Source organism: Nostoc sp. UHCC 0870, from assembly GCF_022063185.1.
Taxonomy (GTDB): Bacteria; Cyanobacteriota; Cyanobacteriia; order Cyanobacteriales; family Nostocaceae; genus Trichormus.
Genome location: NZ_CP091913.1, coordinates 5,333,056 through 5,359,094, shown reverse-complemented (window position 1 = coordinate 5,359,094; position 26,039 = coordinate 5,333,056). Strand labels below are relative to the sequence as shown.

Here is a 26,039-nt window from a genome sequence, read left to right as displayed (position 1 = left end):
CTATCTCAGATACTCGTTGACGAGTATTTTTGTTCCGTTCATCTATCTCAGATACTCATCGACGAGTATTTTTGCTCCGTTTATCTATCTCAGATACTCATCGACGAGTATTTTTGCTCCGTTCATCTATCTCAGATACTCGTTGACGAGTATTTTTGCTCCGTTCATCTATCTCAGATACTCGTTGACGAGTATTTTTGCTCCGTTCATCTATCTCAGATACTCGTTGACGAGTATTTTTGCTCGGTTTATCATTCTGTAATGTAGAGACGTTGCATGCAACGTCTCTACATCATTTATTTGGTGCAACTTCACAGAGAGTTGGTATTACATACTCCCCTACATAAAAAATATGCCTGTTTCTAGAAAAACTAAAATAAGGTGAAGAATTTGGTTGTTGAAGTACCAAAATTATATGATGGATATAGTAACTGGGAATACAGAAATTTGGGTTGTAGTCTTGTCTACTTGATATTCCAGGGGATTTGAGTACAGCTTAATATATCGCAAAATATCTGGCTGAAATCGTATCAGAGTCTTACATATTAAGTTTTTTGTAGCGAGTACAAAAATTCTGAACCCCTCACTTAAAAATACTAGTACCCCATATCTAAAACACTAGTCCCTCTACCCCAAGAGAAATTTGAAGCTGATGGAAGTTGCGGGTTGGGGGGGTTGAGTACAAGCTTAATTAATCCAATAAATCCAATCAATATGGGTTGTACTGTCCTGTTGGGAGTGGCCTGCTATAAGCATAAAAGCACACGGCTCTTTTACCCAGACAGTACCGATGCAACAGTCTTTAGATAATATCGATAATCCACCTAATTCTAGTCATACATCTTTGCTGAAAAGTCTTCTCTCTGGAAGTTTTTTAGAGCCATTGTTAAGTGATTTTCGCATTATTTTTGAACGTGACCCGGCCGCGCGTAATTGGCTGGAGGTGGTTTTTTGCTACCCCGGTTTGCACGCTATCTGTTTACATCGTTTATCCCATTGGTTACACCTCCGGGGTGTGGTGTTTTTCCCCCGGTTGATTTCTCATGTGGCTCGGTTTCTCACAGGAATCGAAATTCATCCAGGTGCAGAGATTGGTAAAGGTGTGTTTATCGACCACGGGATGGGGGTTGTGATTGGTGAAACGGCGATTGTGGGAGACTATAGCCTAATTTATCAGGGTGTGACTCTGGGGGGTACTGGGAAGGAAACTGGTAAACGCCATCCGACTGTGGGGAAAAATGTTGTGGTGGGTACTGGCGCGAAGGTTTTAGGTAATATTCAAATTGGCGATCGCGTCAGAATTGGTGCTGGTTCGGTTGTGTTGCGTGATGTCCCTCAAGATTCTACAGTCGTGGGGATTCCCGGACGGATTATTTCCCGCAAGGAAAAAAATAACTCATGTCCTCTAGATCATGGGAAATTACCTGATGTGGAAGCTAATGTGATGCGATCGCTGCTGGCTCGGATTGAGCAACTGGAACAAAAACTGCAAACTCTCACCAGTCAACCCCAAGCAGAAAAACTTGCGGGTAAGGATAAGTAATGATGTTGGGTTCTGATATGTTCGGTGATCATGTATTGCAGATACCATTGTGCGATCGCTGGCAAATTTATCACCGTTTGCAAGAGTTGATGATTCCCTGTTCCTGTCCCCCTGATGGCTCGTTACGGGTACAAGTGAACAGTTGCTTGACAGCAATTTTAGTTCGCAGTACAGTTATGCAATTTCTAGCCCCTCGTCAAGAGTTGCTGGATTGGCTAGAACGTTGTTGGAGTTATTAATTCGTAATTCGGATCAGGGTGCTGTTCGTTTGGCAAGGTTTAAACTCATATTGAGTAGCAACTGGTACAGCGCGGCGAAAAGCTGACAAAATAAGCATTATTTTTTTGACTTTTGACTTTGGAGTGAAGCGACGTGACTATTCACAATAAAGATATAGAATTGCTACATTTTTTACATAATGAACTTGAGCTTTCCCATAAAGATATTGCTATAGCTCTAAAACACCGCGAGTTTGATCATGCACCTTTACCGATGTTACTTTGGCAGTATGGCTTAGTTAATTTAGAACAATTGGAAAAAATTTTAGATTGGTTATATAAGAATATTTGATAAATTTAAATTATCTAGTCAACAAAAGCTTATTATTTTATTGATTTACTGAAAAATAATTATAGGTTTTTTCAAGTTATTAATGTATCTATTAGTTTGCTAACTAGTATTTAAACAAATATTAAATTTTTACTGCAATGCAAAAGTGATCCGGCAATTATCCTTTATTCTTAAGGGCTTGCGGATATTTTTCAATATCTAGATTTGGACATTTTAAAATTTTAAAATTCTGTAAAGCTTCCAAAGAGATTCTTAAAATATACATAGTTTCTGTCTACTGCCATACAGATATATTGTTATTGTTTAGGTAATATTTAGAAATGATGAAGATGAATTATTAAGAGTGGGAGATTAGAGCATTTACCGTTCATTCTTCACCAGTTATTCTCAGCATTTACCAATACCAGGGCTTGTAAAAAAGTGCGCTTCTCCACACAGAAAATATATTAAGAAAAATTGCTAAGAGGGATGTTTGAGATGAATAAAATTCTCATTAATGACACTACATTACGTGATGGCGAGCAAGCCGCAGGTGTTGCTTTTACCTTAGAAGAAAAAGTAGCGATCGCTAAATTTCTCGATAGCATTGGTGTTCCCGAATTAGAAGTAGGGATACCGGCGATGGGAGAGGAAGAAATGCGTGCTATCTCGGCAATTTCTAACTTAGGTTTAAGTGCTGATCTCCTCGCTTGGAATCGCGCTGTCATCTCAGATATTAAAGCTTCTATTGCTTGTGGAATGAAGCGTGTACATATTGCTATCCCGGTTTCGGGTATTCAAATCGCCGCGAAATTCCACGGTCAATGGCGGATAAGTCTGCAAAGACTCAAAGACTGTATCAGCTTTGCGGTTGATCAAGGTCTTTGGGTCGCAGTCGGGGGAGAAGATTCCTCCAGAGCTGATGAAAGCTTCCTCTTGGATGTCGCACTTTCAGCCGAAGAATGGGGTGCATCACGCTTTCGCTATTGCGATACCGTAGGAGTTCTTGATCCTTTCAGCACCTATGGCGAAGTAAAGCAACTGGTTTCTGCTTTATCAATTCCCGTAGAAATTCATACCCACAATGATTTCGGTATGGCTACAGCCAACGCTTTAGCTGGAATTAAAGCTGGAGCTACATCTGTAAATACTACAGTTATTGGCTTGGGTGAGAGAGCTGGTAATGCTGCTTTAGAAGAAGTGGTCATGGCCATCAAACGCATCTATGGCGTAGATATGGGTATTAAAACAGCCCGGTTGTTGGAATTATCACAACTGGTAGCGGCCGCCTCTGGTGCTAGCGTACCACCTTGGAAAGCGATCGTTGGTGAAAATACCTTTGCTCACGAGTCAGGAATCCATGCTCATGGTGTCATGCAAAACCCCAACACCTACGAACCCTTTGCACCGGAAGAAGTCGGTTGGGAACGTCGCTTGGTACTAGGTAAACATTCTGGACGACACTTGGTATCTAGTTTACTAGAACAAAATGGGATTTTTCTCAATGCAGAAGAAACCCAGTCTGTTTTAGATGCAGTCCGCCAAGAGTCCGTCAAGAAAAAGCGCAGTTTGACCACCGAAGAACTGCTGAACTTGGTAAAAGAACAGAGGTATTCTCATGCAGCGCGATGAATACGAGTTGGATTTAGAACCCGCTTTTGAACTTGGAGAAAAAGTCAGACTTCGCAAACAAATTAAGAATGATGGCACATTTCCAGGGAGAGAACTGGGGGAAATTTTAGCGAAAAAGGGAGACATCGGTTATGTATCGAGTATAGGAACTTTTCTACAGCGTTCCTATATTTATGCAATACATTTTTTGGACAAAGGAATCATTGTTGGCTGTCGGGAAAGAGAAATAGAATCTGCTGAGGAAAACCATGAAAGTGATGTTACGAATGGATAATGGCGGTAACTTAACAGTCTATGTTCCTAAAAAAGACTTAGAGGAAATAGTAGTTAAACAAACAGATGGTGCTGAAGGCAAGATTCTGACCCTAGCTAACGGTTGGGAATTAGAATTTCTGGAAATACCCGATGCAAGTAATTTACCTAAAACCCTAGAAGCTAAAAGAATTTCCTAAAATTTTTAGCGGCAGGTAAAAAACCATTTTTCTCTCTGTGTTTTTGTGTCTGGAGTGGTAAAAAAATATTGAACCACAGAGCCACAAAGACACAGAGTATTTTCTAGCCAAAACTTTTTGAGTTATTGAATATGGGTGACAAATTTTTGACGTTATCAGAGTTTAATCTTGAGGGTGATTTTTTAGGTTTTATTGGCAATAAACCTAAAAAGGTTAAATACTTAAGTTTGGCAATTTCCTCTGGAGATGTGTTAATTAAACTACCAAAAAAGTTACGGACTGCTTTGAGTTCATCCTTAGAAATAGGTGAACGAATTAATATTTATGGTGTCGGTAAGTTAAATAGATATAAAGGTACAATTAAACTCAAAGCTTATCAAGTTACAACGATTAGCGATGGGCTACACTCCCATCTTACTCAAGATTTACCACCGCAACCATCAGCCAAGATCATGGTGTGTCAAAAATCCGGTTGCATGAAACGGGGTGGTAAAGGTTTATTATCAGATTTAGAACAGACTTTATGCGATCGCGGTTTACTCGACAAAGTAACTATCGAACACACAGACTGCCAAAAACGCTGTAGCAGTGCGCCAAACTGTGTTTTAATGCTAGGTAAGAAGAAATACAAGAAAAACTGTCCTGATGCGATCGCCTCACTCTTAGAACAATACTTGACTCAAATCTATTAGATATCTGCTAATAAATATCACATGAGGTAACGTCATAGCCCCCTCCTTGCTAGCGGGGAGGGGGTTGGGGGTGGGGTTCTTATCCACTTTTATCATTAAAAAAATGGGGTCATTCTGGTGAGAACAACCCCATTTTTGATGTTTTTCAGCTAACAAAACTAGGCAAACGCGGCGGTTTTTACGTCGTTATTTACCAGAATTTCTTGCAATTCATCGGCATCTACAGTTTCTTTTTCAACCAGCATTTGCGCGATTTGATCTAAAATGTGGCGGTTACTTACTAACACATCTTTAGCGCGATCGTAGGCTGTGTCTACTAATTTCCGAACTTCTGCGTCAATAGCAGCAGCAGTTTCTTCAGAGAAATCACGCTCTGACATGATATCCCGACCGAGGAACATATTGCCTTGTTGACGACCAAGGGCGACGGGGCCGAGTTTATCACTCATACCAAATCGGGTAATCATTTGACGCGCTACACGAGCAACTTGCTGTAAGTCGTTGGAAGCACCGGTGGTAACTTCTTCTTCACCAAAGATAATTTCTTCAGCTAAACGACCACCTAAAGCCACAGCCATCTGATTTTCTAGATAGGCGCGGCTGTACAAGCCAGTATCCATGCGGTCTTCGCTGGGGGTGAACCAAGTTAAACCACCAGCACGACCACGGGGAATGATGCTGATTTTTTGTACTGGGTCATAGTCGGGCATCAAAGCACCAACTAAAGCGTGACCAGCTTCATGATAAGCTACTAGAGTTTTGCGTTTTTCGCTCATTACCCGGTCTTTCTTCTCTGGGCCAGCTAAGACGCGATCGATGGCATCATTGATTTCATCCATCGAAATTTCGGTCAAGTTGCGTCTTGCTGCCAAAATTGCCGCTTCATTGAGCAGGTTAGATAAATCTGCACCAGTAAAGCCAGGGGTACGGCGAGCGATTTTATCTAGGTCTACGTCTTTGGCTAGGGTCTTACCACGAGCATGGACTTTGAGGATTTCGCTACGTCCAGCATAGTCGGGACGGTCTACAACGACTTGACGGTCAAAACGACCGGGACGTAATAAAGCTGCGTCTAATACGTCAGGACGGTTAGTAGCGGCAATAATAATAATGCCGGTGTTGCCTTCAAATCCATCCATTTCGGTGAGTAACTGGTTAAGGGTTTGTTCCCGTTCATCGTTACCACCACCTAAACCTGCACCCCGTTGACGACCTACAGCGTCAATTTCATCAATGAAGACGATACAGGGAGCATTGGTTTTAGCTTGTTCAAATAAGTCACGGACGCGGGAAGCACCCACACCGACAAACATTTCCACAAACTCAGAACCGGAGATGGAGAAGAAAGGTACACCTGCTTCTCCGGCTACTGCACGAGCTAGGAGGGTTTTACCTGTACCGGGAGGGCCTACTAGTAGCACACCTTTAGGAATTTTTGCACCGACTGCGGTAAAGCGATCGGCATTTTTCAAAAAGTCTACAACTTCGTTTAGTTCTAATTTGGCTTGGTCGATACCGGCAACATCGCTAAAGGTGACTTGAGTTTGAGGCTCCATTTGCACCCTCGCCTTGGATTTACCAAAGTTCATAGCTTGGCTACCAGGGCCATTTTGAGCGCGACGGAGCAAGAAGAATAAGCCTACCAGCAGTAATACTGGGAGGAATAAGCTGCTTAGTGCCTTGAGCCATAATCCATCTTCGCTTTGAGGTGAAACGGATATATCAACGCCTTTGGTAGTAAGAGTATTTATAAGGTCTGGGTCGTTGACTAAAGTAACAAGTTTTTTACTGGGGTCGTATCTGGGTGTTACCAAAGCGGTGGAACGGTCTGCACTTAAGCTGACTTTTTCCACTCTGCCTTTTTCAACTTCTTGAATAAATTGGCTATATCGCCATGTTTCCCGACTTTCGCGGGGTTTATCAAAGAAAGCTGTGCCAAGTGCAATTACAACAATAAATAGCAGCGCGTACAGCCCCGCATTTCTCCATCTTTTATTCACTGAGGTTGATCCTCCCGTATTTTTGTGCGTAGGGCATTATTAGAATTATGTTAACTTATCTTAAGGTATAACAAAATCATAGTTCTGTCATGCTAAATAATAGTCCCCTTAGTTTTTGTAAGCTTGGATGGTAGGGATTATATTGTAGCGACCCTGTAGGCTGATTAACGGTATGTATGGGGATAATTTCCACCACACTATTAGTGTAGGCGATCGCTTCTAAGCTTTGGACGAATTTAGGTGTCCAATGTTCTTCATGCACTACCTGTTGATGATTGTGCAGCCGACTCATTAATTGCTGACGGCTAATTCCAGGTAATATACCCGCAGTTAATGATGGTGTCCACCAACTACCATTAACCCACCCCCAAAGATTACCTGTGCTGGTTTCCAGCCAATTCCCTGTGCCATCTACAAGAATGGCTTCTTGGGCATTTCCTGAGACTGTGTTTTTGGCTAACCAAGCACCCAGGTAGTTACCAGTTTTATGAGAAGGAAGACTACGAGACCATGCTGAACTAGCAACAGCACAAGCAACACCGTGTTTTTGCTTTGCTGACAAATCCTCTGGTAATATTCTGCCAATTATCCATTCCCTACCATCGGGAAAGATGGTAATTCTGAGAACGGGGAAGTGAGTTAACATCGCCTCTGCGCCTTGACGTAAGCGTTTCCAGTCTGGTTGTTGCCAACTAAAAGCTTGTAGAGAGAAAAGTAGGCGATCGCAATGTGCCTGCCAGTTAGTTAAACTACTATCTAGCGAACTGTTATACACTCGTAAAGTTGTAAAAATCGTTGCCCCATAAAGTAAACCTGGGTCATTAATATCTAATTCCAGAGTGTGGGACTGAATTAAACTACCGTTGTACCAGAACATTTTGGAAACAGGGGACAGGGGACAGGGAACAGGGGACAGGGGACAGGGGACAGAGGACAGAGGACAGAGGACAGAGGACAGAGGACAGAGGACAGAGGACAGAGGACAGGGGACAGAGAAAATGACTAAGAGAACTCCACAAAAAGAAATGCCCAATGTCATTCTGAACTGAACGAAGTGTAGTGTTCGCGAAGCGTTCCGTAGGAAAGAAAGAATCCTCCGAGATGCTAGTTGCTTGCGGGTGGGGGGATTACGCAGGGGCAAATCCAGAGGATCGGGATGAGTATTCCCTATTTCTTCAACCTTTTTGAGAAACCCAGGTCTAGCGAGAAGCCGCTCCGCTTCTTTGGAGAGGGGTTTTCCAGATCCCGTGAAAAGTCAGATATCCAATAACCAAATACCCAGTCCTCAGTCTCCAGTCCCCAATACCTTAATGACAATTAGCTAATGCTTGGGCTAGTTCCTTCGCCGTTTGATAACGATCGCGCGGTAAAGGTTCGGTAACACGCTCAATAATCTCCCTTAATTGGGGCGTGACAGTGGGAATTTTGCTCACGTCAAAGTGAAAACTGCGCCCTTTTTGACGATAAAATTTGAAAGGGTTTTCGCCTGTCAGCAGAAAAATTAGTGTAGGTCCGATCGCATATAAATCAGATTGTGTTAGAGGTTGTCCCCGTTCCTGTTCGGGGGCGCAATAGCCTTCTGCACCTATGCGAGTACCAGGGGTTGTACCAATCTCTTTCACTGCGCCAAAATCTAGCACAACTATTTGATTATTCGCATTTCGTACCATCAGGTTAGCGGGTTTAATATCACGGTGAATCAGTGGTGGTTCTTGGCTGTGGAGGTAATCTAGAATATGGCAGGTTTGAATCATCCAGGCGATCGCTAGCTTTGGTGTAACTGGCCCAGTTGTATAGATGCGTTTTTCTAAATCCTGGCCATGAACTAATTCCATTGCCAAGTATTTTTTACCAGCTTCTACAAAAAAGTCATAATACTTAGGAATTCCCTCATGATTCAGGGATTTAAGGGTGTTAGCCTCCCGTTCAAACAATTCCTGAGCTTTGGCAATTTTTGCCATATCAGCATTCATTTGCTTCAACACGAATAATTGCTGTCGTCCTGCAATCAAGCTATCTCCATCCCAAGCTAAATAAGTAGTACCCATACCTCCCTGTCCCAGAGTTCGCAACACCTGGTAACGGCGAATTGTCTGCTGTACAACAATAGGTTGACCACAATGAACACAAAACAGATTCCCAGGAGCATTACCTTCATGGTTGCAACTGTGGGATGAACTACTCGACTTGCTACTAGAAACAACTGGTTTAACAATATTTCCCGGTATCTCGCCAGCATCAGGGAATGGGCTACGCCCCACCGTAGGCGATGAACTACTGCTCACCGTAGGCGATCGCAAATTAGGATTCGGTGCTGTCTCCTCCTGAATCTGGAACTGCAAGATTGGTCCACCCTGCGCCAGTTGTAGCTGGGCATTATTAGGCAACGAACCCTGAATTACCAGCACACCGTCTAAAAAAGTGCCATTTGTGCCTTTACTAATCACTTGCCATGAGCCAGGATTCTTAGCAGAACTGACTTGCCGAATTTCGAGATGATGCCGGGAAACCAAACTATCAGTTAAAACAACATGATTATCCGCCGCTCGACCAATCCGAATTACGGCGGAATTTTCAAAACACCACTGTTTAAGGGGTGTTTTTTGTTGCGGTTCTAACAAGGTGAGAGTAACCACAATACAACCTGGATAAAAGTTAGGGATGGGGGACAAATCAAGTCAAAAGTCAAAAATCAAAAGTCAAAAGTTAAAATTAAATAACTAGAGACTGGGGACAAATCAAGTCAAAAGTTAAAAATCAACCAATTTTAGATTTTAGATTTTAGTAGAGGCGGGTTCACAGATATCCTCAATTATTCACGATGATTCGGGTAAACCCGCCCCTACGGCACTTCTACACTTTGATTTCCTAGTTCTGCAAAAGGGTTTAAATTTTGAATTTTGAATTGATTACTCGCTACTCCCCATATTCGGACGCACTTTTGCCCGGATAAGTATAGCAGTAATGTTGTCATGACCGTTGTATTGATTGGCTAAGTCGATTAATCCTGTGACACCTTGTTCCAAATTATTGGCAAAACTTAATAAGGGTTGGAGGTGGGTTTCCCAGTATGTTTCTAGTAAGTCATTGTCTGATAGACCATCTGAAACCAGAATAAAGAGACTGTCCTCATTAATATCAAAAAAATCGACATCGGGATTTATAGCTGTTTCGTCACGAGGTCCTAAGGCTTGAGTCAATTGATAAGCATCAGGGCGGGAATAAGCAATACTAGCTTCTACACCTCTATTGATTTCCCGTTGACCAACTTCATGATCTACTGTCAATTGTTCTAAGCCGCGTTTGCGAGTTAGGCGGTAGAGGCGACTATCTCCCACATGGGCAACGGCGGCTTGATTACCTTGAATTAGGAGCATCACCAAGGTAGTACCCATGCGCCCTACCCCAGAACGGGCATCTTGTTGATTCTGCTCGTAAATTGCCTTATTAGCTAAATAAACCGCTTCCCGAATGATTTCTTCTGTGGGCAGTTGATCAGTATTCCAGTGTTCTTGAAAATATTGCCGCAGGGTGTTGACTGCTAACTCACTGGCTACTTCACCGCCGGCGTGTCCCCCCATACCATCGCAGAGAATATATAAGCCTTGTGCTTGAAGAGAGCGGTTTTTTGGTAAGTCTACTTTTTCAATTTTAGTCGCAATCCCAAAGCAGTCTTCGTTATGCTGACGTTGACGACCAACATCGGTCAATCCTGCGTCTTCTAAACTACTTAACTGTACTGATAGCACAACTGTCGGTAGGTCATCTGCTCTACTGGCAGAATCTTCAAAATCATCTACCTGTAAGAGCGTGGGTGAAGTTGTTTGTTCTTCTTCCATTGACTGAAAAATAGGGGATGTTGTGACTTCTAATTCCGTGGCTACTTCTTGTAAACGCGATCGCAATTGTGCGATCGTCTGAATAGTACCTTGCTCTAAATCATCCAAAACTTGGATTAATAACCCGAATTGAGTGCGTTGTGAACTTCTAAACAACGCCTGCCAAACTCGCCCCAAGGCTTTCAGAGTTATAGGCTCTCCTGAAAGCTCCAGAGGTTCTTCTTCCTCCTCTTTTAATCCAGCCGATATCTGACTATTCAGTGTTTCTACATATAACCTTTGTAGTCCCAAAGATTGGTCTTCATCCAATCGCAGATTCGACAAATCTAACAAACTGTAATGACATTCAAGTGGTTCTAGTAAAAACCAGAGTTGGGTCATTTGATAACACCAGTGCAAAATCTGTAACGAACTGGTTGTTTCCTTTTTCCACGAATCTAGTAGATACTGCCAATGAGAACGGTCTTCAATGAGTATCACCTGCACATCACCATCCTGCCAAGCATCATGAATCTTGGGTATTTCTGGGTGATGGGGGGATTGTAAGACAATGTAAGGCTCTGCAATTTTGGGAATCCCATTAGCTTCTGCTACTGGCGCAATCAAGCCCTGTTGCTGATTGGCTAATATAGTCTCCACTAGTGAGACTTGATAAGGTTGGCAGTCTAAAACTTTGGCACACACTTCAGCATTTTGGGCTGATGGCGATTCCAAAAACTGATAGCGTTGCTCTTTATCTAAATAAGAGCCTACAGAGAATTGTGGTGATAAAGCTGGTTCATTGGGAATCGGGCATGGGGAATCGGGCATTTCCTCACCGATGTTCTCCTCCTCCCCTGCACCCCCTGCTCCCAATTCCCAGTCCCCAGTCCCTAATTGAGCAACAATTGCCCACCAAACTGTTCCACATTCTGCACCACAGTTATGGCACTGTAGAGCATTGACAGGAACATCGGTACTACATTGAGGACATACCTTGTAGGACAAGGAAGCACCACATTTTTGACAGAATTTGTTAGCGTTAGGGTTTTCAAATTGACACTCAGGACAAATCAGCATAGTGGAAGTTCCTTAATTCCCGTTCCAAGGTGCTTCTAGCCACTAAGATCCAAAGTGCCACAATTGGCCGCACCTTCCTACAGTAGACCTACAAAAAATTGTGGTTTCACCCGTGAATTTTGGTGGCAGTATTAATTGTGACGCATATTAGCTAAATATTTCAGATATCGGCAAGGGAATTTTTGTGAAATTGGGGATTGGGGACTGGGGACTGGGGATTGGGGATTGGGGAAGCAGAGGGGGAGAAGTTATAGCGTTTCCTAATCGCATGAAGTATATCATAGCCCCCTCCTTGCGGCGGAGAGAAGTCTGAGCGGCGGTTTCCGCCGAACAGAACTTCGGAGGAGGGGGTTGGGGGTGGGGTTCTTGTACCTGACTAAAGCGAAAACCGCTATATTCAATTTTGAATTTATATGCCCAATTCTTATCCTTTCAACGATAATTGGATAGTAAAACAGGTACGATTTGACCCGCTATCAACTGTAATTGTTCCAGCCAATTGCTTAATAAGTTTCTGGACTAATGCCAATCCTAAGCCTGTACCGCCTTGCTTGGTAGGGTCGTTGGTGGGAATACGATAAAATTTGTCAAAAATGCGGGGTAATTCAGTGCTAGGAATTTCTACACCGGAATTAATGACTTGCAAGAGGATGTTGTTGGCTTTTCGCTCGGCGGAAATCATAATGGCTGCATCTGGCGGGCTGAATTTACAGGCATTGGTGAGTAGTTCTATGACTATGCGTTCTAAAATAAATGAATCGCAGGCTAGAGGCGGTAGGGAGTGCGGTATCTTGATGCTTAAATTTTGCTGACAAAGGTGAAAATGACGCTGTTTAAATTTCTCCAACACTTGCCACAGCCATTGCTCAAGTTGAATTATTTCCAATACCAAAGGTTGAGAGTCGCGTTCTAGACGCTTTAAATCGAGAAAATTATTAATAAGATTTATTTCGCGATCGCACTCATTATTTAAAATCTCAAAATAGCAAGCTGCTTTAGAATTTTCTGCGTTCTCTACAAATTTCTGTTCTTTATGTAGTGCGATTCCTAACATCTGAATCGCCATTTTCATATTAGTGAGGGGTGTACGTAATTCGTGGGAAACCGTACTGATAAATTCTTCTTTCAGGCGAGTCAGGCTTTCTACTTCTTCTAATTTATCTGGTATTAATACTTGATCATGTTGTTCATTCTGTATCAGTGTATGGGGGCATGACTCACTGGCTTGCCGAGTATCTTCCGCTTGCTTGTGAGCAGTAATATCTTCACAAAGCATGATAATTACTGGCTTGTGAACTTCATAATCAGGTATAAATCGCAGTGTTACTTTTACCCATTTTATTTGACTCAGGGGACAGTCTAAACGAAAATCACCACAGTTAACCGCACCTTCTGAGGTATTTGTCAATAAAGCTTTAAATTCATCAGTTAGCCTTTGTTTCTCTGACTCGCCAAACAATTTTAAAATGGGCTGTTGAATTAATTGTTCTCGTGTGTAGCCGAGACAATTAGCTCCAAACTGGTTAACAGATAAAATTACCCCTGTTACATCCAAACTCAAGTACACAGACGGAATATTTTCATACAGCATCCGATACCGTTGCAGTTCTGCTTGGGTATGGCGTAGCTGTTCAGCTAACCCCAGTTCTAAATTAGAGACTGGTTCAGGTACAAGTTCTAAGCAACTAGGATTTGCAGACAAGATATTTAATTGATGAGTTTGAGGCCAGAGCGATATCTGAGGACAAGCAGCTACGCGTTTACGCTGATTCAGGCTCATAAGAGTTAAAATTGCACTCCAAGGCTGATGTTGACTAGTTGGGAAAAAAAACAGCAATATAGTGTTTTTCCTAGCTTTCTGGTAAAAATCAGCAAATAAAAATATTTTTATGCTTTATGCACCTTGGCAGATTTTCTATCTACGCCTAGCTATGATTTTTTCCCCGCTTTGCAGGCGAATTATGTAGCAGTTTAACTTCCGATAACGTTAAATCTCGCCACTCACCCAAAGCTAGACCATCTAAGCGCAAATGAGCTATGCTCACCCTGACTAAACGCAAAGTCGGAAAACCCACCGCCGCAGTCATGCGCCGTACTTGGCGATTTTTACCCTCTGTTAAGGTCATTTCCAACCAAGCTGTAGGCACATTTTTGCGAAATCTAATCGGCGGATGGCGATCGCACACAGGCGGATCTGCTGGTAATAACCTGACCTGTGCTGGTCGCGTGCGGTAATCTTGAATTTCTACCCCTGTTTGTAATCTGGTTATAGCATCTACATCAGGAATGCGCTCTACCTGTACCCAATAAGTTCGTTCATGTCCAAAACGTGGATCAGACAGACGATGCTGCAACCTCCCATCGTTGGTTAATAACAATAACCCTTCACTATCCCAATCCAATCGCCCCACAGCATAAACATCCGGTACATCGATATAATCCTTGAGGGTCTGATGTTTGGGAGTTTCCTGAGTAAACTGGCTCAGAACACCATAGGGTTTATGAAAAATAATATAGCGATCGTTATTAGTCATTAGTTATTCTCCCCTGCACCTCTACTGAATTGTCTCCCCAATTACCTAATAGTCACCTTACTAAGCCCCGTAGGGGTGTAGAGGTATAGGGGGAAGAACTTTTTTCCAACCACCCAAGGGTTAAAAGCCCTGCTCCTTGGGGCAACTTTCAATCCCCGTCCAACACCTTCAACCCTTACACCCCTACACCCCTACACCCTTACACCCCTAATGAACTAAACCGCTTCACCTTATAAATTGTTAACCTTCTTGTCCCCACCCATAAACAAGGTGATACACTACATCCATGCTAGGGGTGCTTGCACCAACAGGCTGAGATCACACCCTTAACACCTGAGACTGGGTAATACCAGCGAAGGGAAGCTGTTTATCGAGGGAATTTCATATGCGGAAAGAATGGGTTGCTAAACGTAGTGGGCAAAGCAATGTAACTCAAATGCACTACGCACGTCAGGGTGTCATCACCGAAGAAATGCACTACGTCGCCCAACGAGAAAATCTACCGGCTGACCTGATTCGTGATGAAGTGGCGCGGGGGCGAATGATCATCCCTGCTAATATTAATCACACTAACTTAGAGCCAATGGCGATCGGCATCGCCTCTAAGTGTAAGGTTAATGCTAACATCGGTGCTTCACCCAACTCTTCTAATCTTCAAGAAGAAGTAGACAAATTGAATCTAGCGGTGAAGTATGGTGCTGATACCGTGATGGACTTGTCCACAGGTGGCGGTAACTTAGATGAAATTCGTACTGCTATCATCAACGCCTCCCCCGTTCCCATTGGGACAGTGCCAGTCTACCAAGCTTTAGAAAGCGTCCACGGCACAATTGAAAATCTGACACCAGAAGACTTTCTGCACATCATCGAAAAACACGCCCAGCAAGGGGTAGACTATCAAACCATCCACGCCGGGATTTTGATAGAACATTTACCTTTAGTAAGAAGCCGCATCACCGGTATTGTTTCCCGTGGTGGCGGTATTTTGGCGCGGTGGATGTTGCATCACCACAAACAAAACCCACTTTACACCCACTTCCGCGACATTATTGAGATTTTCAAGAGATATGATGTCTCCTTCAGTTTAGGGGACTCTCTCCGCCCCGGCTGTACTCATGATGCCTCCGATGATGCCCAGTTAGCCGAACTCAAAACCCTCGGACAACTCACCCGCAAAGCTTGGGAACATGATGTCCAAGTCATGGTAGAAGGGCCAGGACACGTCCCAATGGATCAAATTGAGTTCAACGTCAAAAAGCAGATGGAAGAGTGTTCTGAAGCCCCCTTCTATGTGCTTGGCCCCTTGGTGACAGACATTGCACCAGGTTATGACCACATCACTTCCGCGATTGGTGCGGCGATGGCTGGTTGGTATGGTACAGCAATGCTGTGCTACGTTACACCAAAAGAGCATTTGGGACTGCCTAACGCTGAAGATGTGCGGAATGGTCTGATTGCTTACAAAATAGCAGCTCATGCTGCCGACATTGCCAGACATCGCCCAGGCGCAAGAGATAGAGACGATCAACTCTCTCATGCTCGTTATAATTTCGACTGGAATCGTCAGTTTGAATTATCACTCGACCCGGAAAGAGCGAAAGAATACCATGATGAAACGTTACCAGCAGATATTTACAAAACTGCTGAGTTTTGTTCCATGTGTGGCCCTAAATTCTGCCCCATGCAAACCAAAGTTGATGCTGATGCACTGACTGAACTAGAGAAGTTCTTGGCAAAAGAACCTGTAACGCAAAGTTAGTAACGTAGTAACGTAGGGTGGGCAAGAATTGCCCACCTGATTAAATACCTACCCTCATCAGCAACTACAACCATAAATAACTCACCTAGTGCAGTACGCTTTATAGTTAGAGTTTTGATTTTCCCCTCAATTTTTCTGGACTTCCAAAAGTAAATCTTCAACTGTATTTGCAGTTTTAATTGCCTGTTGAATCGATTTTAATCGCTCTAAATCATTAACTTGATAAATTGCAGGCATCAATTCTAAACCTTCACTACCAAACTTAATATCTAACAGCATTTCAATACCCTGCAATGCCAATTCAGCCCCTTCCTGTCTTCCTCGTTCTAAAATTTCTTTATACCAAGGCGATTCGCGTAATACAGCCATATCCCACCTCATTATTTCTTGAACTAGGGAGCTTTCTAATACAAAAGTAGCAAAAAATGCTAATACCGTCTCAAGTTGGTTTAACTGTTCATCAGACCGGAGTATTTGTAGAGCTTCCCGAATTGTAGCCTCATTCTCACCACCTTTGAGAATTGGTACAAAGGGTAATAAAGATGGTAGTGGTTGATCAAAAGCGATATTTACATCGACTTCCCATAAATTAATGACGCGATAATCCTGAATTGCGCGTAATCCAGCAATATTTGATTCATAAGTTGTAGATATTTCTGAGTTAGTAGTTTTGAGGATGTTGATTAATACAGGATATGTCAGTAATTTATATTTTTCTTCTGCAAGTGCCGCATAAGCACGCATTCTTCTTGGCATTTCTGATGTGGGACGCAGTTGTAACTCATTGAGAACGAGAAAATTACCATACTGGGGATTTTTTACACGAATTAAAACGTCACTTTCTCTGCTTATCCACTGAAATTCTGAGTTGACTATTTCCCCTGCTGTAATATCAGGAAATTGCCTTACCCATTTCACCCAGTTATCAGGTGCGAGGCTAATCAAGCGTTTTGTGCTGACATCTGCGGATTTTGTCATCAGGTTATAGATGCGCTGATTATCAAATTTTGATACTACTGTAATTAGTAGAAGTATCCCAGAACGAAATCAAAAATTACCTGGGGAGAGTCGCTACGCGACCCTAAATTACCCCACTAATTCCCTAATTCTCGATACCGTTCTTGAAGGTCTTTAATCGTAAACACTACTTCAAACTTCAACCCGACAGACTGGTAAAATTCTGCTCCCCCTTGTTGTCTGTCTACTAGTGAAATTACTTCATCAACAACATAACCAGCCGCCCTGAGTCGTTCAACTGCTTTCATCGCAGATTGTCCAGTCGTGACGACATCTTCCAAAACCACCACCTTTGCACCTTCCGGTAAGTTGGGGCCTTCAATATACGCCTTAGTCCCATGACCTTTAGCTTCTTTGCGAATAATCAAGGCTGGGATTGGTCTATTTTCATAAGCAGAAACTACACTCACCGCCGACACAATTGGATCAGCCCCCAGTGTTAAACCAGCTACGGCTTGAGTATCTGAAGGTAATAGAGATAAGAGAATGCGACCAATTGCTAAAGCACCTTGGGGATGGAGTGTGACCTGCTTACCGTTGATGTAGTAAGAACTGGGTTGTCCAGAAGAAAGAATAAAATCACCCTCTTGATAGGCGAGTTGACAAAATAAATCCAGTAGTTTTTGACGCAGATTAGTGACATCCGCAGTAGCTGCCCAAATATCTGACTGGGTAAGGGTTTCAGTAGAATACGTCATTACAAAACAGTAAAAGTTATGCTACACCAAAGGTTGAACTCATGAGAGTTCTGAACTTAAGCATAAGTTAAGATTTACCCAAAAATTGAGGAGTAAACAAGATGGGTATAAAATTTAAGTCTCTTAGTGGTTTGTTAGTGCTTTTAGCTACTGGTATGGCTTTTCCAGCGATCGCTAATGCTGAGTCAGAAATACCCAATTATGAAAGCACAAGTGATGTATTTGAGCGTGCTTATTTTCGCCACGATCGCAACTTTTATGAAAATAGTACCCCTAAACGTCAATTAGACTCATTTTTGGGTTCTGGCTCTGGTTTTCGCAATTCTTTCCCCGAAAATGAGATTGCCCGTGATGCGGAATTGCTAAATACTCTTTATAAAGATGTCTTAACACAGCAGTCAATGAATGATCCTTATCTTCGTACACCCGATTTACCAAATCCTTACAATTCATCACTGCTCATGTCCCCACGCTTGAATGCTAACAAGTTAAAGGTAGGAACAGAATTCCGCTTTGATACTTCACTACAAAGATAGGAGTGCTGAGTGCTGAGTGCTGAGTGCTGAGTAATGAGTAATGAGTAATGAGTAATGAGTAATGAGTAGTGAGTGGTGAGTAGTGAGTAGTGAGTAGTGAGTGAAACAATTTATAGTATTTGGCTTTTAGACCTAGTTTTTGTACTGTAGTCACTTAAAAATACTCTTATTTATCACTTAAGGCTCATAACTCAGCACGGGCTAAACGCCCCGCTACCGCTAACATAACTCAGCACTCATAGCTCATAACTCAGCACTCATCACTGATTAAATCCAGGGTGCAGGAGTTGAACCTGCCTTGGGCGAATTATGAGTTCGCTGCCTCAACCGCTCGGCCAACCCTGGTTAGAATTAAATTGTATCCTATTGTTTAGAGTTTGTGTACCATCCCAAATCGTCTTATTGATTTTTATACTACACAATTTATTTTTGGCATAGTGCAGACTATGATTAATTAAGTTACATTAAAGATTTTGGTATATAGCTTTAACACTCTTAATATACTCCAGCTAGTATAGACCAGCATTCTTTTGCAATAGCTTGTCAGCAATGAAGATAAATTCTACTGTAATTCTTACTCTGGTTTTGTTAATCCTCATGTTAGGCGCAGGTTCTGTTAGTGCCTTATTGGGTTTTAACTTGGGAAGTTCTGCACTCAAAGGTGTCACCACGCCAGATGGTCGTCCTACTAGCAAATTTGCTACCACTAAGTCCAATAGCTCCCAATCTGGAGAAGTGACACTTTTAAAAGAGGAAGAAATTCTGAAAACTGTTAAGGCACGAATTGAAGGTAAAGCTAAAGTAGCTAAATCAGACAAGCTAGATGAGGACGATGAGGAAATTAACAACCGCAAGCAGAAGCAAAAAGAGAAAACGGAGGTAGTGGTTGAAGAAAAACCTCAAGCCGGATTTCCTGTAACTGCTGAAAGTGAAGGTGTAACTTTGGCGGTGCAATCTGCTCGCTATTCTGGTGGTGATTTGCTACTGAAAGTAAAAATGCAGAATAAAGGTGCTGATTCTGTTCGCTTTTTGTATAGTTTCTTAGATGTGACTGATGATAAAGGTAGAACTCTGAGTGCAAGTACAGAGGGTTTACCCTCAGAATTACCAGCAAGTGGCACGGCATTTTCTGGTACAGTGAGCATTCCTACAGCTTTACTAGATGATGTGAAGAAAGTATCCCTTTCTCTGACAGATTATCCTGATCAAAAACTGAAGCTAGAAGTATCAAATATTCCTGTAGATAAATAGGGACTGGGGATTGGGAATTGGGGATTGGGGAAGGGCGAAAAACTAATGAATTTTGAGTTTTTTCTGCTCAATTCCCCAATCCTCAATAGCAAGAGTTTTGTATGAGCTGTGGCGGTGAATGAATTTCCTAGTTTGAGCTTGACAGATGTAGGGCTGCGGTTGTTATCGGTACTATTACTGATTTTAATCAATGCTTTTTTTGTAACGGCAGAGTTTTCTATAGTAACAGTGCGCCGATCGCGTATTCATCAGTTGGTTGAGGCTGGTGATATCCCAGCGATCGCAGTTGAAACGCTGCAACGTAGTATTGATAGAGTATTATCAACTACTCAGTTGGGTATTACCCTCTCTAGTTTGGCTCTGGGGTGGATTGGCGAAACTTCGATTGTGGTGGTCATGGGTTCATGGCTCAAATCTTTTCCTTTAACCGCCAGTATGAGTCATGCGATCGCTCATTCCCTATCAATTCCTTTAACCTTTTTTTTAATCGCCTATCTGCAAATTGTTTTAGGGGAGTTATGCCCTAAATCAGTCGCCATGCTGTATTCTGAGCAGTTGGCTCGGTTTTTAGGGCCTTCAGTCAAAGCGATCGTGCGTTTTTTTAGCCCCTTTATCTGGATTCTCAACCAATCCACTAGTTATCTGTTGCGACTATTTAGGATTGAATACACTGGTCAAAGTTGGCGACCACCTGTGACTCCTGAAGAGTTACAACTAATTATCTCCACAGAACGGGAATCTACTGGTTTAGAAACCACAGAACGAGAACTGCTCAATAATGTTTTTGAATTTGGTGATGTCACAGCCCAAGATGTGATGATTCCTCGTACTGGTATGGTTGCTTTGTCGAAAGATGCTACTTTTGATACTTTACTCCAAGAAATGCTCTCTACTGGACATTCTCGTTATCCCATTATTGGTGAATCTTTAGACGACATTCGAGGAATTGTTTACTTTCGGGATTTAGCCAAACCCCTAGCTACGGGACAACTCAATTTAAACAGCCAGATTCAAGCTTGGATGCGTCCGACTCGATTTGTGCCGGAAATAACCCCCCTGAGTGAACTTTTACCCATGATGCAGCAAGAAAAACCAGCTATGGTGATAGTCGTGGATGAGTTTGGGGGAACGGTAGGACTTTTGACTATCCAAGATGTGATTGCGGAAATTATTGGCGATGTGGGTGAATCCCAAACCAGTGACGATTTGCTAATTGAGATGTTAGATCCGCAAACATTTTTAGTCCAAGCCCAGGTTAACTTAGAAGACCTCAACGAAGTGTTGCATCTCAATTTACCCTTAACCAAGGAATATCAGACCCTAGCTGGTTTTTTACTCTACCAATTGCAGAAAATGCCTCATATGGGCGAACTTTTTCGTTATGAAAATCTTGAGTTCACCATTGTATCTGTTGATGGGCCGCGCCTGCATCAAATTCAATTGCGACGGTTGGAGGATTGACACTCCCCCATTAAGCATAAGGTAGTGGATCAACAAGTCCTAATTCGGCAAAAGCGGCTAGTCGCAAACGACAAGAATCACAGACACCGCAAGCGACATCACCGCCGGCATAGCAAGACCAAGTGAGATCCCAAGGTACTTCTAATTGGTTGCCAAGTTGGATAATTTCGGTTTTTTTCAGTTCTAGCAAGGGAGCAACAATTTTGATTGGTTGTCCAACCCTTCCTTGTTTAGTTCCCAGTCGGAAAACTTCTTGCATTGCTTGGATATAGTCAGGACGACAGTCAGGATATCCTGAATAATCTAGGGCGTTGACTCCGATATAAACACGTTCAGCTGCGATCGCTTCCGCATAGGCTAGAGCAAAACTTAAAAATATTGTGTTCCGTGCAGGTACGTAGGTTACAGGAATACTTTGTGACATCTCATCCAGAGAACGTGCTTCAGGTAAGGCGATCGCATCATCGGTCAATGCTGAACCACCCCATTGTCTTAAATCAAAGTTAACTACCTGATGTTCTACAACCCCAGCTTTTTGCGCTACAAGCAAAGCTGAATGTAACTCTCGGCGATGTCGCTGTTGGTAATCAAATGACATTGAGTAACACTCACAACCGTCAGCCTTTGCTTGGTAAAGAATGGTGGAAGAATCTAATCCCCCAGACAACAAAATTACAGCTTTCATTTCCGTTTCAAATTTTTAATGTAAATCGCCAAATCAAAATCACCGCTAAGAAAGTGGTCTTCCTGATTAGTACCCGTAAAAATCATTAGTCAAATTTGTGAAGAATGCAAATAATTATGCCAAAATCATTTAGTTATAACCGTAGTGGACATCTTAGATAAATCTTTTTTTGTGTAAGTATTCCAGTATGATATTGTGGTTAATTAATTTGTAATTTTCCTCACAATGGAATTGCTAATCTTTAGTCCAGATCATTTATTGTCTAATTGTCTTTTAAATATTTATACCTAGAACTACTAGGTTTTTAAAGGTAATAAAAAGGCTTATTGTAGTTTGTGTATAACAGAAAAAACCCTACACTTGAGCAATGTCTATACAAAAGACAGCCAAATTACGGGAACTGATCACAAACTTTGAAATTCTTCATAAACAGAGCCTCTATGTTACCATCTGGATGGTTTTAGACGGATAATAATCGGCTGTCAAGTATAAACGCCAACGGCCATAGCGTCTCTAAATTTGGTGGTTGAGGAGAGAACAATAGTGCAAAATAGCATATCAGTGGCAGAACCCAATTCATATACACAGCGCAACCAGCCACGACCGATTCGCATAGGTGTAATCGGCGTAGGCAACATGGGACAACATCACACCCGTACACTGAGTTCAATGAAGGATGTTGAACTGGTCGGAGTGTCAGATATTAATGTCGAACGAGGCTTAGAAACCGCCAGTAAATACAAGGTGCGTTTTTTTGAAGATTACTGTGACCTGCTCCCCCATGTAGAAGCGGTGTGCATAGCTGTTCCCACTCGCTTGCATTATGCTGTGGGCATCAACTGTCTTTTGGCAGGTATTCATGTCTTAATCGAAAAACCCATTGCTGCTAGTATTTCTGAGGCGGAATCCTTAGTCAATGCTGCTGCTGACTCTCAGTGTATCCTGCAAGTAGGTCATATTGAGCGATTTAACCCAGCCTTCCGTGAGCTACACAAAGTGCTGAAAACGGAAGAAGTGCTAGCACTAGAAGCTCACCGGATGAGTCCTTACTCTGACCGAGCCAATGATGTTTCGGTGGTGCTGGATTTGATGATTCACGACATCGATTTGTTGTTGGAATTGGCAGCTTCACCAGTAACAAAATTAACCGCTAGTGGTACTCGCTCCTTAGACTCCGGTTATTTAGATTATGTAACTGCTACCTTGGGATTTGCTAATGGCATTGTTGCTACTTTGACAGCCAGCAAAGTCACACACCGCAAAATCCGCCGCATCGTCGCCCACTGTAAAAACTCCTTTACTGAAGCAGATTTTCTCAAAAATGAAATTTTAATTCATCGCCAAACACCTGCTAACTCTCTCAACGATCATAAGCAAGTATTATATCGGCAAGATGGTTTGATTGAAAAAGTTTATACTACTAATATTCAGCCCCTCAGTGCAGAATTAGAACATTTTGTCAACTGCGTACACGGTGGTAATCAGCCTTCAGTGGGTGGTGAACAGGCACTTAAGGCTTTAAGATTAGCTAGTTTAATTGAACAGATGGCTTTGGAAGAACGGGTATGGAATCCATTAGATTGGGAGTCTGAATCAAGAGTGCAATCATTGACTCCGACAGCGTAAAAAAGTCACTAGCTAAAAGGTAAAAGGTAAAAGGTAAAAGTCAAAAGTAAAAAAATTGACTTTTACCTTTTTGTTTTTTAGTTGTTCGTAGTGAGGACTAAAGTCCTCAAAACCATAAGGACTAAAGTCCTTACTACAAACCTAACTTACAAGTTTTTAAGTAAATCTTTTATGTTATGTCATCGGATTGGATAAAAAATATTATTGAATCTTTGGGCTATGGGGGAATTGCTGTGTTGATGTTTGTGGAAAACCTGTTTCCACCAATTCCTTCCGAATTGATTATGCCACTAGCCGGTTATACAGCAAATCTTCCAGATTCAAGGCTAAATATTTTTGGTGTGTTCTTCGCTGGACTGTTCGGTTCTGTCACTGGCGCACTGATTTGGTATTATCCCGGTAAATTTTTGGGTGAAAGGCGTTTGAAGGTCTTCGCTAGAAAGTATGGCAAGTGGATTGGTGTCTCTAGTAGGGATATTACCAAAGCCAAGCGGTGGTTTAATACACAGGGTAATAAAGCAGTTTTCATTGGTCGTTTAGTCCCAGGCATTCGGACTTTGATTTCCGTACCCGCAGGCATGAGCAATATGCCGTTAATACCATTCTTATTTTATACAACTTTAGGTAGCGCAGCTTGGGTTGGTTTGCTAACATACTCAGGATATATGTTGGGTAGTCAGTATGAACTTGTGGATAAGTACCTAGCCCCTGTATCCAAAATTGTACTTGGGATTTTGGTTTTAGCATTTGTCGCCTGGATACTCAAACGTAAGCGCAGAAATAGCAGAATTTGAAAAACAGTTACTTTTAGTTGTCAAGTGGGGGTTACATCTGGTAAAAATTCGCCTACACTATGCCAAATAATGGTGAAGAAAGCGATCGCCTAAATTTTATTAAAACTTTAAAATTTGGCGTATTTGTAGTTACACTTGACGAAGCTGAAAATTTCTGGTATCCCGCATATTTGTACGATAGGCATGGTAACTTTTTACAGTTAAGTAAGGACTAGGAGCTTGTATGACTGACCAACCTTCCGCCGCTACCCCAATGAACGCTGCTGCCATCCCTTTAAACAGGGTGACAGCATCTACCCCCCTCAATACCACCACAGTGCCTAAATCTAATAATGGTTTGGGCAAATCTATTCTCAGTGTCGATTTAGGCAGAACCTCCACAAAGACCTGTGTGAGCCGCGAACCTAACAATGTGATGTTCGTACCTGCCAACGTCAAGCAAATGTCCATCGAACAGGTACGCGGTGGCGTGTTTGAAGCTCGTGCTACTGACCCTCTCATGGACTTATGGCTGGAATATCAAGGCAAAGGCTACGCAGTTGGTCAATTAGCAGCAGACTTTGGGGCTAACTTAGGAGTCGGCCAGTCCAAAGTGGAAGATGCGCTGGTGAAAGTTTTGTCCTGTGCTGGCTACTTCAAACTCAAAGATGAAATTTCTGTCGTGCTGGGTTTACCTTTCCTCTCCTTAGAACAATTTGAACGAGAAAAAGCCCAGATAATCAGCCAAGTCACCGGGCCTCATATGTTGAATTTCCGGGGCGAATCTTTATCTTTGAATATCTCCAAAGTTTGGGTCATGCCAGAAGGCTATGGCAGTTTGTTATGGTCAGAAGCCCAACCCAAAAAAGGTGGTAGCAGCCCTGATTTTACAAAAATATCTGTGGCGATTGTCGATATCGGACACCAAACCATCGATTTATTGATGGTGGATAACTTCCGGTTTGCTCGTGGTGCTTCTAAGAGTGAAGACTTCGGCATGAGCAAGTTTTATGAGATGGTAGCAGCTGAAATTGAGAGCGCAGATAGTCAATCTCTAGCCTTAATTTCTGCTGTCAACAAACCCAAAGGCGATCGCTTCTACCGCCCCAAAGGCGCAAGCAAGCCTACTAACCTAGATGATTTTCTACCCAACCTCATCGAGCAATTTTCACGAGAAATTTGCAGTCGAGTTTTAGCTTGGTTGCCAGAACGCGTCACCGATGTAATTATCACCGGTGGCGGTGGAGAATTCTTCTGGGAAGATGTGCAACGTCTACTCAAAGAAGCGAAAATTAACGCCCACCTATCAGCTCCTTCTCGACAAGCTAACGCTTTGGGGCAGTATATTTATGGAGAGGCGCAATTATCCTCCAGTCGCTCTTCTAGGGCTTAAAAAGAATGTTCCAATGGTCAAAAAAGGTAGTTAAATCGGTTACGTTCAACCCAGAGGTTGCTGACGAAAGTTTGTTAGCGGTTGTAGAAAATTATTTAGAAAAACAACCAGAAAAAACTTTCAGCGACCTCTGTAAAGAAGCCTTGTGGCAAACTCTATGCGTACCGGAATCCGTAAAACCTGGTCTCAAAACAGCAGAGATAGCTTCGGTTGAACAAAAAATTGATGACCTGCAACGTCAAGTAGCTGGCCTTGAGGAACGTTTTTTTGCCAAAGAATCCCATCGGTTGGAGGCATTAGAGAGCCAAATTATGCAACTAACCCAGCAAATGGCGCATCTGGCAATCATGGTTACAGAACGACCTGTAATATACTCTTCGCCTCCACCCGCACCCACACCCGCACCAGCAGCAGATGTAGTTAACACTACTACCTATCCTGTTGAACCACCAGAAGAGGTTGACCCAGTTATCAGTCGTTTAAGTCAGTTTCTGGATGATTTTTAAGAAAGCACCATAAATTGTGAGCATCTCATGCTCC

General features: G+C 42.5%; 25 protein-coding genes, 1 tRNA gene and 1 riboswitch. Of the genes, 16 read left to right on the top strand and 10 right to left on the bottom strand.

Features of this window, described 5'->3' with window-relative positions; all coding sequences use genetic code 11:
* The first annotated feature begins 790 nt into the window (after nucleotides 1–790).
* The 7 genes from cysE (at nucleotide 791) to L6494_RS22685 (ending at nucleotide 4,868) form a co-directional block, all read left to right on the top strand.
* Entirely contained in the window at nucleotides 791–1,543 is a 753-nt protein-coding gene (gene cysE / locus L6494_RS22715; protein ID WP_237990006.1) for a serine O-acetyltransferase, read from the top strand.
* The gene (locus tag L6494_RS22710; protein ID WP_237990005.1) at nucleotides 1,543–1,782 is read left to right on the top strand and encodes an Asr1405/Asl0597 family protein; all 240 of its coding nucleotides are present in this window, start codon (nucleotides 1,543–1,545) and stop codon (nucleotides 1,780–1,782) included. Before cysE ends, L6494_RS22710 begins: the two co-directional genes overlap by 1 nt.
* A gap of 133 nt (nucleotides 1,783–1,915) precedes the next feature.
* On the top strand, nucleotides 1,916–2,113 hold the full coding sequence (locus tag L6494_RS22705) for a DUF2949 domain-containing protein (RefSeq protein ID WP_237990004.1): 198 nt from the start codon (nucleotides 1,916–1,918) through the stop codon (nucleotides 2,111–2,113).
* A gap of 477 nt (nucleotides 2,114–2,590) precedes the next feature.
* Complete coding sequence (nifV, locus tag L6494_RS22700) at nucleotides 2,591–3,724, top strand: homocitrate synthase (protein WP_237990003.1); 1,134 nt, start codon at nucleotides 2,591–2,593, stop codon at nucleotides 3,722–3,724.
* The gene (locus tag L6494_RS22695) at nucleotides 3,711–3,998 is read left to right on the top strand and encodes a nitrogen fixation protein NifZ (RefSeq protein ID WP_190698816.1); all 288 of its coding nucleotides are present in this window, start codon (nucleotides 3,711–3,713) and stop codon (nucleotides 3,996–3,998) included. Before nifV ends, L6494_RS22695 begins: the two co-directional genes overlap by 14 nt.
* Nucleotides 3,973–4,176, top strand: a complete 204-nt coding sequence (gene nifT, locus L6494_RS22690; protein ID WP_190698818.1) for a putative nitrogen fixation protein NifT — start codon at nucleotides 3,973–3,975, stop codon at nucleotides 4,174–4,176. Before L6494_RS22695 ends, nifT begins: the two co-directional genes overlap by 26 nt.
* A 131-nt stretch (nucleotides 4,177–4,307) precedes the next feature.
* The gene (locus tag L6494_RS22685) at nucleotides 4,308–4,868 is read left to right on the top strand and encodes a (2Fe-2S) ferredoxin domain-containing protein (protein ID WP_237990002.1); all 561 of its coding nucleotides are present in this window, start codon (nucleotides 4,308–4,310) and stop codon (nucleotides 4,866–4,868) included.
* 158 nt (nucleotides 4,869–5,026) lie between these two features.
* Here L6494_RS22685 and ftsH3 read toward each other — a convergent pair whose 3' ends face one another.
* From ftsH3 to L6494_RS22655, 6 genes are all read right to left on the bottom strand, one after another.
* Nucleotides 5,027–6,868 (bottom strand): ATP-dependent zinc metalloprotease FtsH3, encoded by a 1,842-nt coding sequence (gene ftsH3 / locus L6494_RS22680; protein WP_237990001.1) that lies wholly within the window; start codon nucleotides 6,866–6,868, stop codon nucleotides 5,027–5,029.
* A 76-nt stretch (nucleotides 6,869–6,944) separates the two neighbouring features.
* Nucleotides 6,945–7,745: an aminotransferase class IV gene (locus L6494_RS22675; RefSeq protein ID WP_237990000.1), complete on the bottom strand. Its 801-nt coding sequence runs from the start codon at nucleotides 7,743–7,745 to the stop codon at nucleotides 6,945–6,947.
* A 430-nt stretch (nucleotides 7,746–8,175) separates the two neighbouring features.
* Nucleotides 8,176–9,504, bottom strand: a complete 1,329-nt coding sequence (locus L6494_RS22670; protein ID WP_237989999.1) for an FHA domain-containing serine/threonine-protein kinase — start codon at nucleotides 9,502–9,504, stop codon at nucleotides 8,176–8,178.
* Between the two features lie 273 nt (nucleotides 9,505–9,777).
* Entirely contained in the window at nucleotides 9,778–11,766 is a 1,989-nt protein-coding gene (locus L6494_RS22665; RefSeq protein WP_237989998.1) for a serine/threonine phosphatase, read from the bottom strand.
* Nucleotides 11,767–12,190: 424 nt separating this feature from the next.
* The gene (locus L6494_RS22660) at nucleotides 12,191–13,546 is read right to left on the bottom strand and encodes a PAS domain-containing sensor histidine kinase (protein ID WP_237989997.1); all 1,356 of its coding nucleotides are present in this window, start codon (nucleotides 13,544–13,546) and stop codon (nucleotides 12,191–12,193) included.
* 145 nt (nucleotides 13,547–13,691) lie between these two features.
* Nucleotides 13,692–14,300 (bottom strand): rRNA large subunit pseudouridine synthase E, encoded by a 609-nt coding sequence (locus L6494_RS22655; RefSeq protein WP_237989996.1) that lies wholly within the window; start codon nucleotides 14,298–14,300, stop codon nucleotides 13,692–13,694.
* Between the two features lie 281 nt (nucleotides 14,301–14,581).
* Nucleotides 14,582–14,678: riboswitch (TPP riboswitch) on the top strand.
* Nucleotides 14,679–14,685: 7 nt separating this feature from the next.
* Here L6494_RS22655 and thiC point away from each other — a divergent pair.
* Entirely contained in the window at nucleotides 14,686–16,059 is a 1,374-nt protein-coding gene (gene thiC, locus L6494_RS22650) for a phosphomethylpyrimidine synthase (RefSeq protein ID WP_237989995.1), read from the top strand.
* Between the two features lie 126 nt (nucleotides 16,060–16,185).
* Here thiC and L6494_RS22640 read toward each other — a convergent pair whose 3' ends face one another.
* Complete coding sequence (locus L6494_RS22640) at nucleotides 16,186–17,037, bottom strand: Rpn family recombination-promoting nuclease/putative transposase (RefSeq protein ID WP_237989994.1); 852 nt, start codon at nucleotides 17,035–17,037, stop codon at nucleotides 16,186–16,188.
* 116 nt (nucleotides 17,038–17,153) lie between these two features.
* Nucleotides 17,154–17,774, bottom strand: a complete 621-nt coding sequence (pyrE, locus tag L6494_RS22635) for an orotate phosphoribosyltransferase (protein ID WP_237989993.1) — start codon at nucleotides 17,772–17,774, stop codon at nucleotides 17,154–17,156.
* Nucleotides 17,775–17,875: 101 nt separating this feature from the next.
* Between pyrE and L6494_RS22630 the strand changes: the two genes are divergently transcribed.
* Entirely contained in the window at nucleotides 17,876–18,310 is a 435-nt protein-coding gene (locus tag L6494_RS22630; protein ID WP_237989992.1) for a hypothetical protein, read from the top strand.
* A gap of 272 nt (nucleotides 18,311–18,582) precedes the next feature.
* Here the strand turns inward: L6494_RS22630 and L6494_RS22625 are convergent.
* Nucleotides 18,583–18,655 (bottom strand) — tRNA-Ile (locus tag L6494_RS22625).
* Between the two features lie 204 nt (nucleotides 18,656–18,859).
* Here L6494_RS22625 and L6494_RS22620 point away from each other — a divergent pair.
* Nucleotides 18,860–19,561 (top strand): hypothetical protein, encoded by a 702-nt coding sequence (locus L6494_RS22620; RefSeq protein WP_237989991.1) that lies wholly within the window; start codon nucleotides 18,860–18,862, stop codon nucleotides 19,559–19,561.
* Between the two features lie 114 nt (nucleotides 19,562–19,675).
* The gene (locus L6494_RS22615; protein WP_237989990.1) at nucleotides 19,676–21,022 is read left to right on the top strand and encodes a hemolysin family protein; all 1,347 of its coding nucleotides are present in this window, start codon (nucleotides 19,676–19,678) and stop codon (nucleotides 21,020–21,022) included.
* A gap of 10 nt (nucleotides 21,023–21,032) precedes the next feature.
* On the opposite strand, the gene queC is transcribed toward L6494_RS22615, so the two are convergent.
* Nucleotides 21,033–21,707: a 7-cyano-7-deazaguanine synthase QueC gene (queC, locus tag L6494_RS22610; protein WP_237989989.1), complete on the bottom strand. Its 675-nt coding sequence runs from the start codon at nucleotides 21,705–21,707 to the stop codon at nucleotides 21,033–21,035.
* A gap of 543 nt (nucleotides 21,708–22,250) precedes the next feature.
* On the opposite strand from queC, the gene L6494_RS22605 reads away from it, so the two are divergent.
* From L6494_RS22605 to L6494_RS22585, 5 genes are all read left to right on the top strand, one after another.
* The gene (locus tag L6494_RS22605; protein ID WP_237989988.1) at nucleotides 22,251–23,333 is read left to right on the top strand and encodes a Gfo/Idh/MocA family protein; all 1,083 of its coding nucleotides are present in this window, start codon (nucleotides 22,251–22,253) and stop codon (nucleotides 23,331–23,333) included.
* Between the two features lie 176 nt (nucleotides 23,334–23,509).
* A complete protein-coding gene (locus L6494_RS22600) occupies nucleotides 23,510–24,127 on the top strand; it encodes a DedA family protein (protein ID WP_237989987.1) in 618 nt (205 codons plus the stop codon).
* A gap of 59 nt (nucleotides 24,128–24,186) precedes the next feature.
* Nucleotides 24,187–24,342: a hypothetical protein gene (locus L6494_RS22595; RefSeq protein WP_237989986.1), complete on the top strand. Its 156-nt coding sequence runs from the start codon at nucleotides 24,187–24,189 to the stop codon at nucleotides 24,340–24,342.
* Nucleotides 24,343–24,350: 8 nt separating this feature from the next.
* The gene (locus L6494_RS22590; protein ID WP_237989985.1) at nucleotides 24,351–25,499 is read left to right on the top strand and encodes a ParM/StbA family protein; all 1,149 of its coding nucleotides are present in this window, start codon (nucleotides 24,351–24,353) and stop codon (nucleotides 25,497–25,499) included.
* A 5-nt stretch (nucleotides 25,500–25,504) separates the two neighbouring features.
* Complete coding sequence (locus L6494_RS22585; protein ID WP_237989984.1) at nucleotides 25,505–26,005, top strand: plasmid segregation centromere-binding protein ParR; 501 nt, start codon at nucleotides 25,505–25,507, stop codon at nucleotides 26,003–26,005.
* Nucleotides 26,006–26,039: the final 34 nt, after the last annotated feature.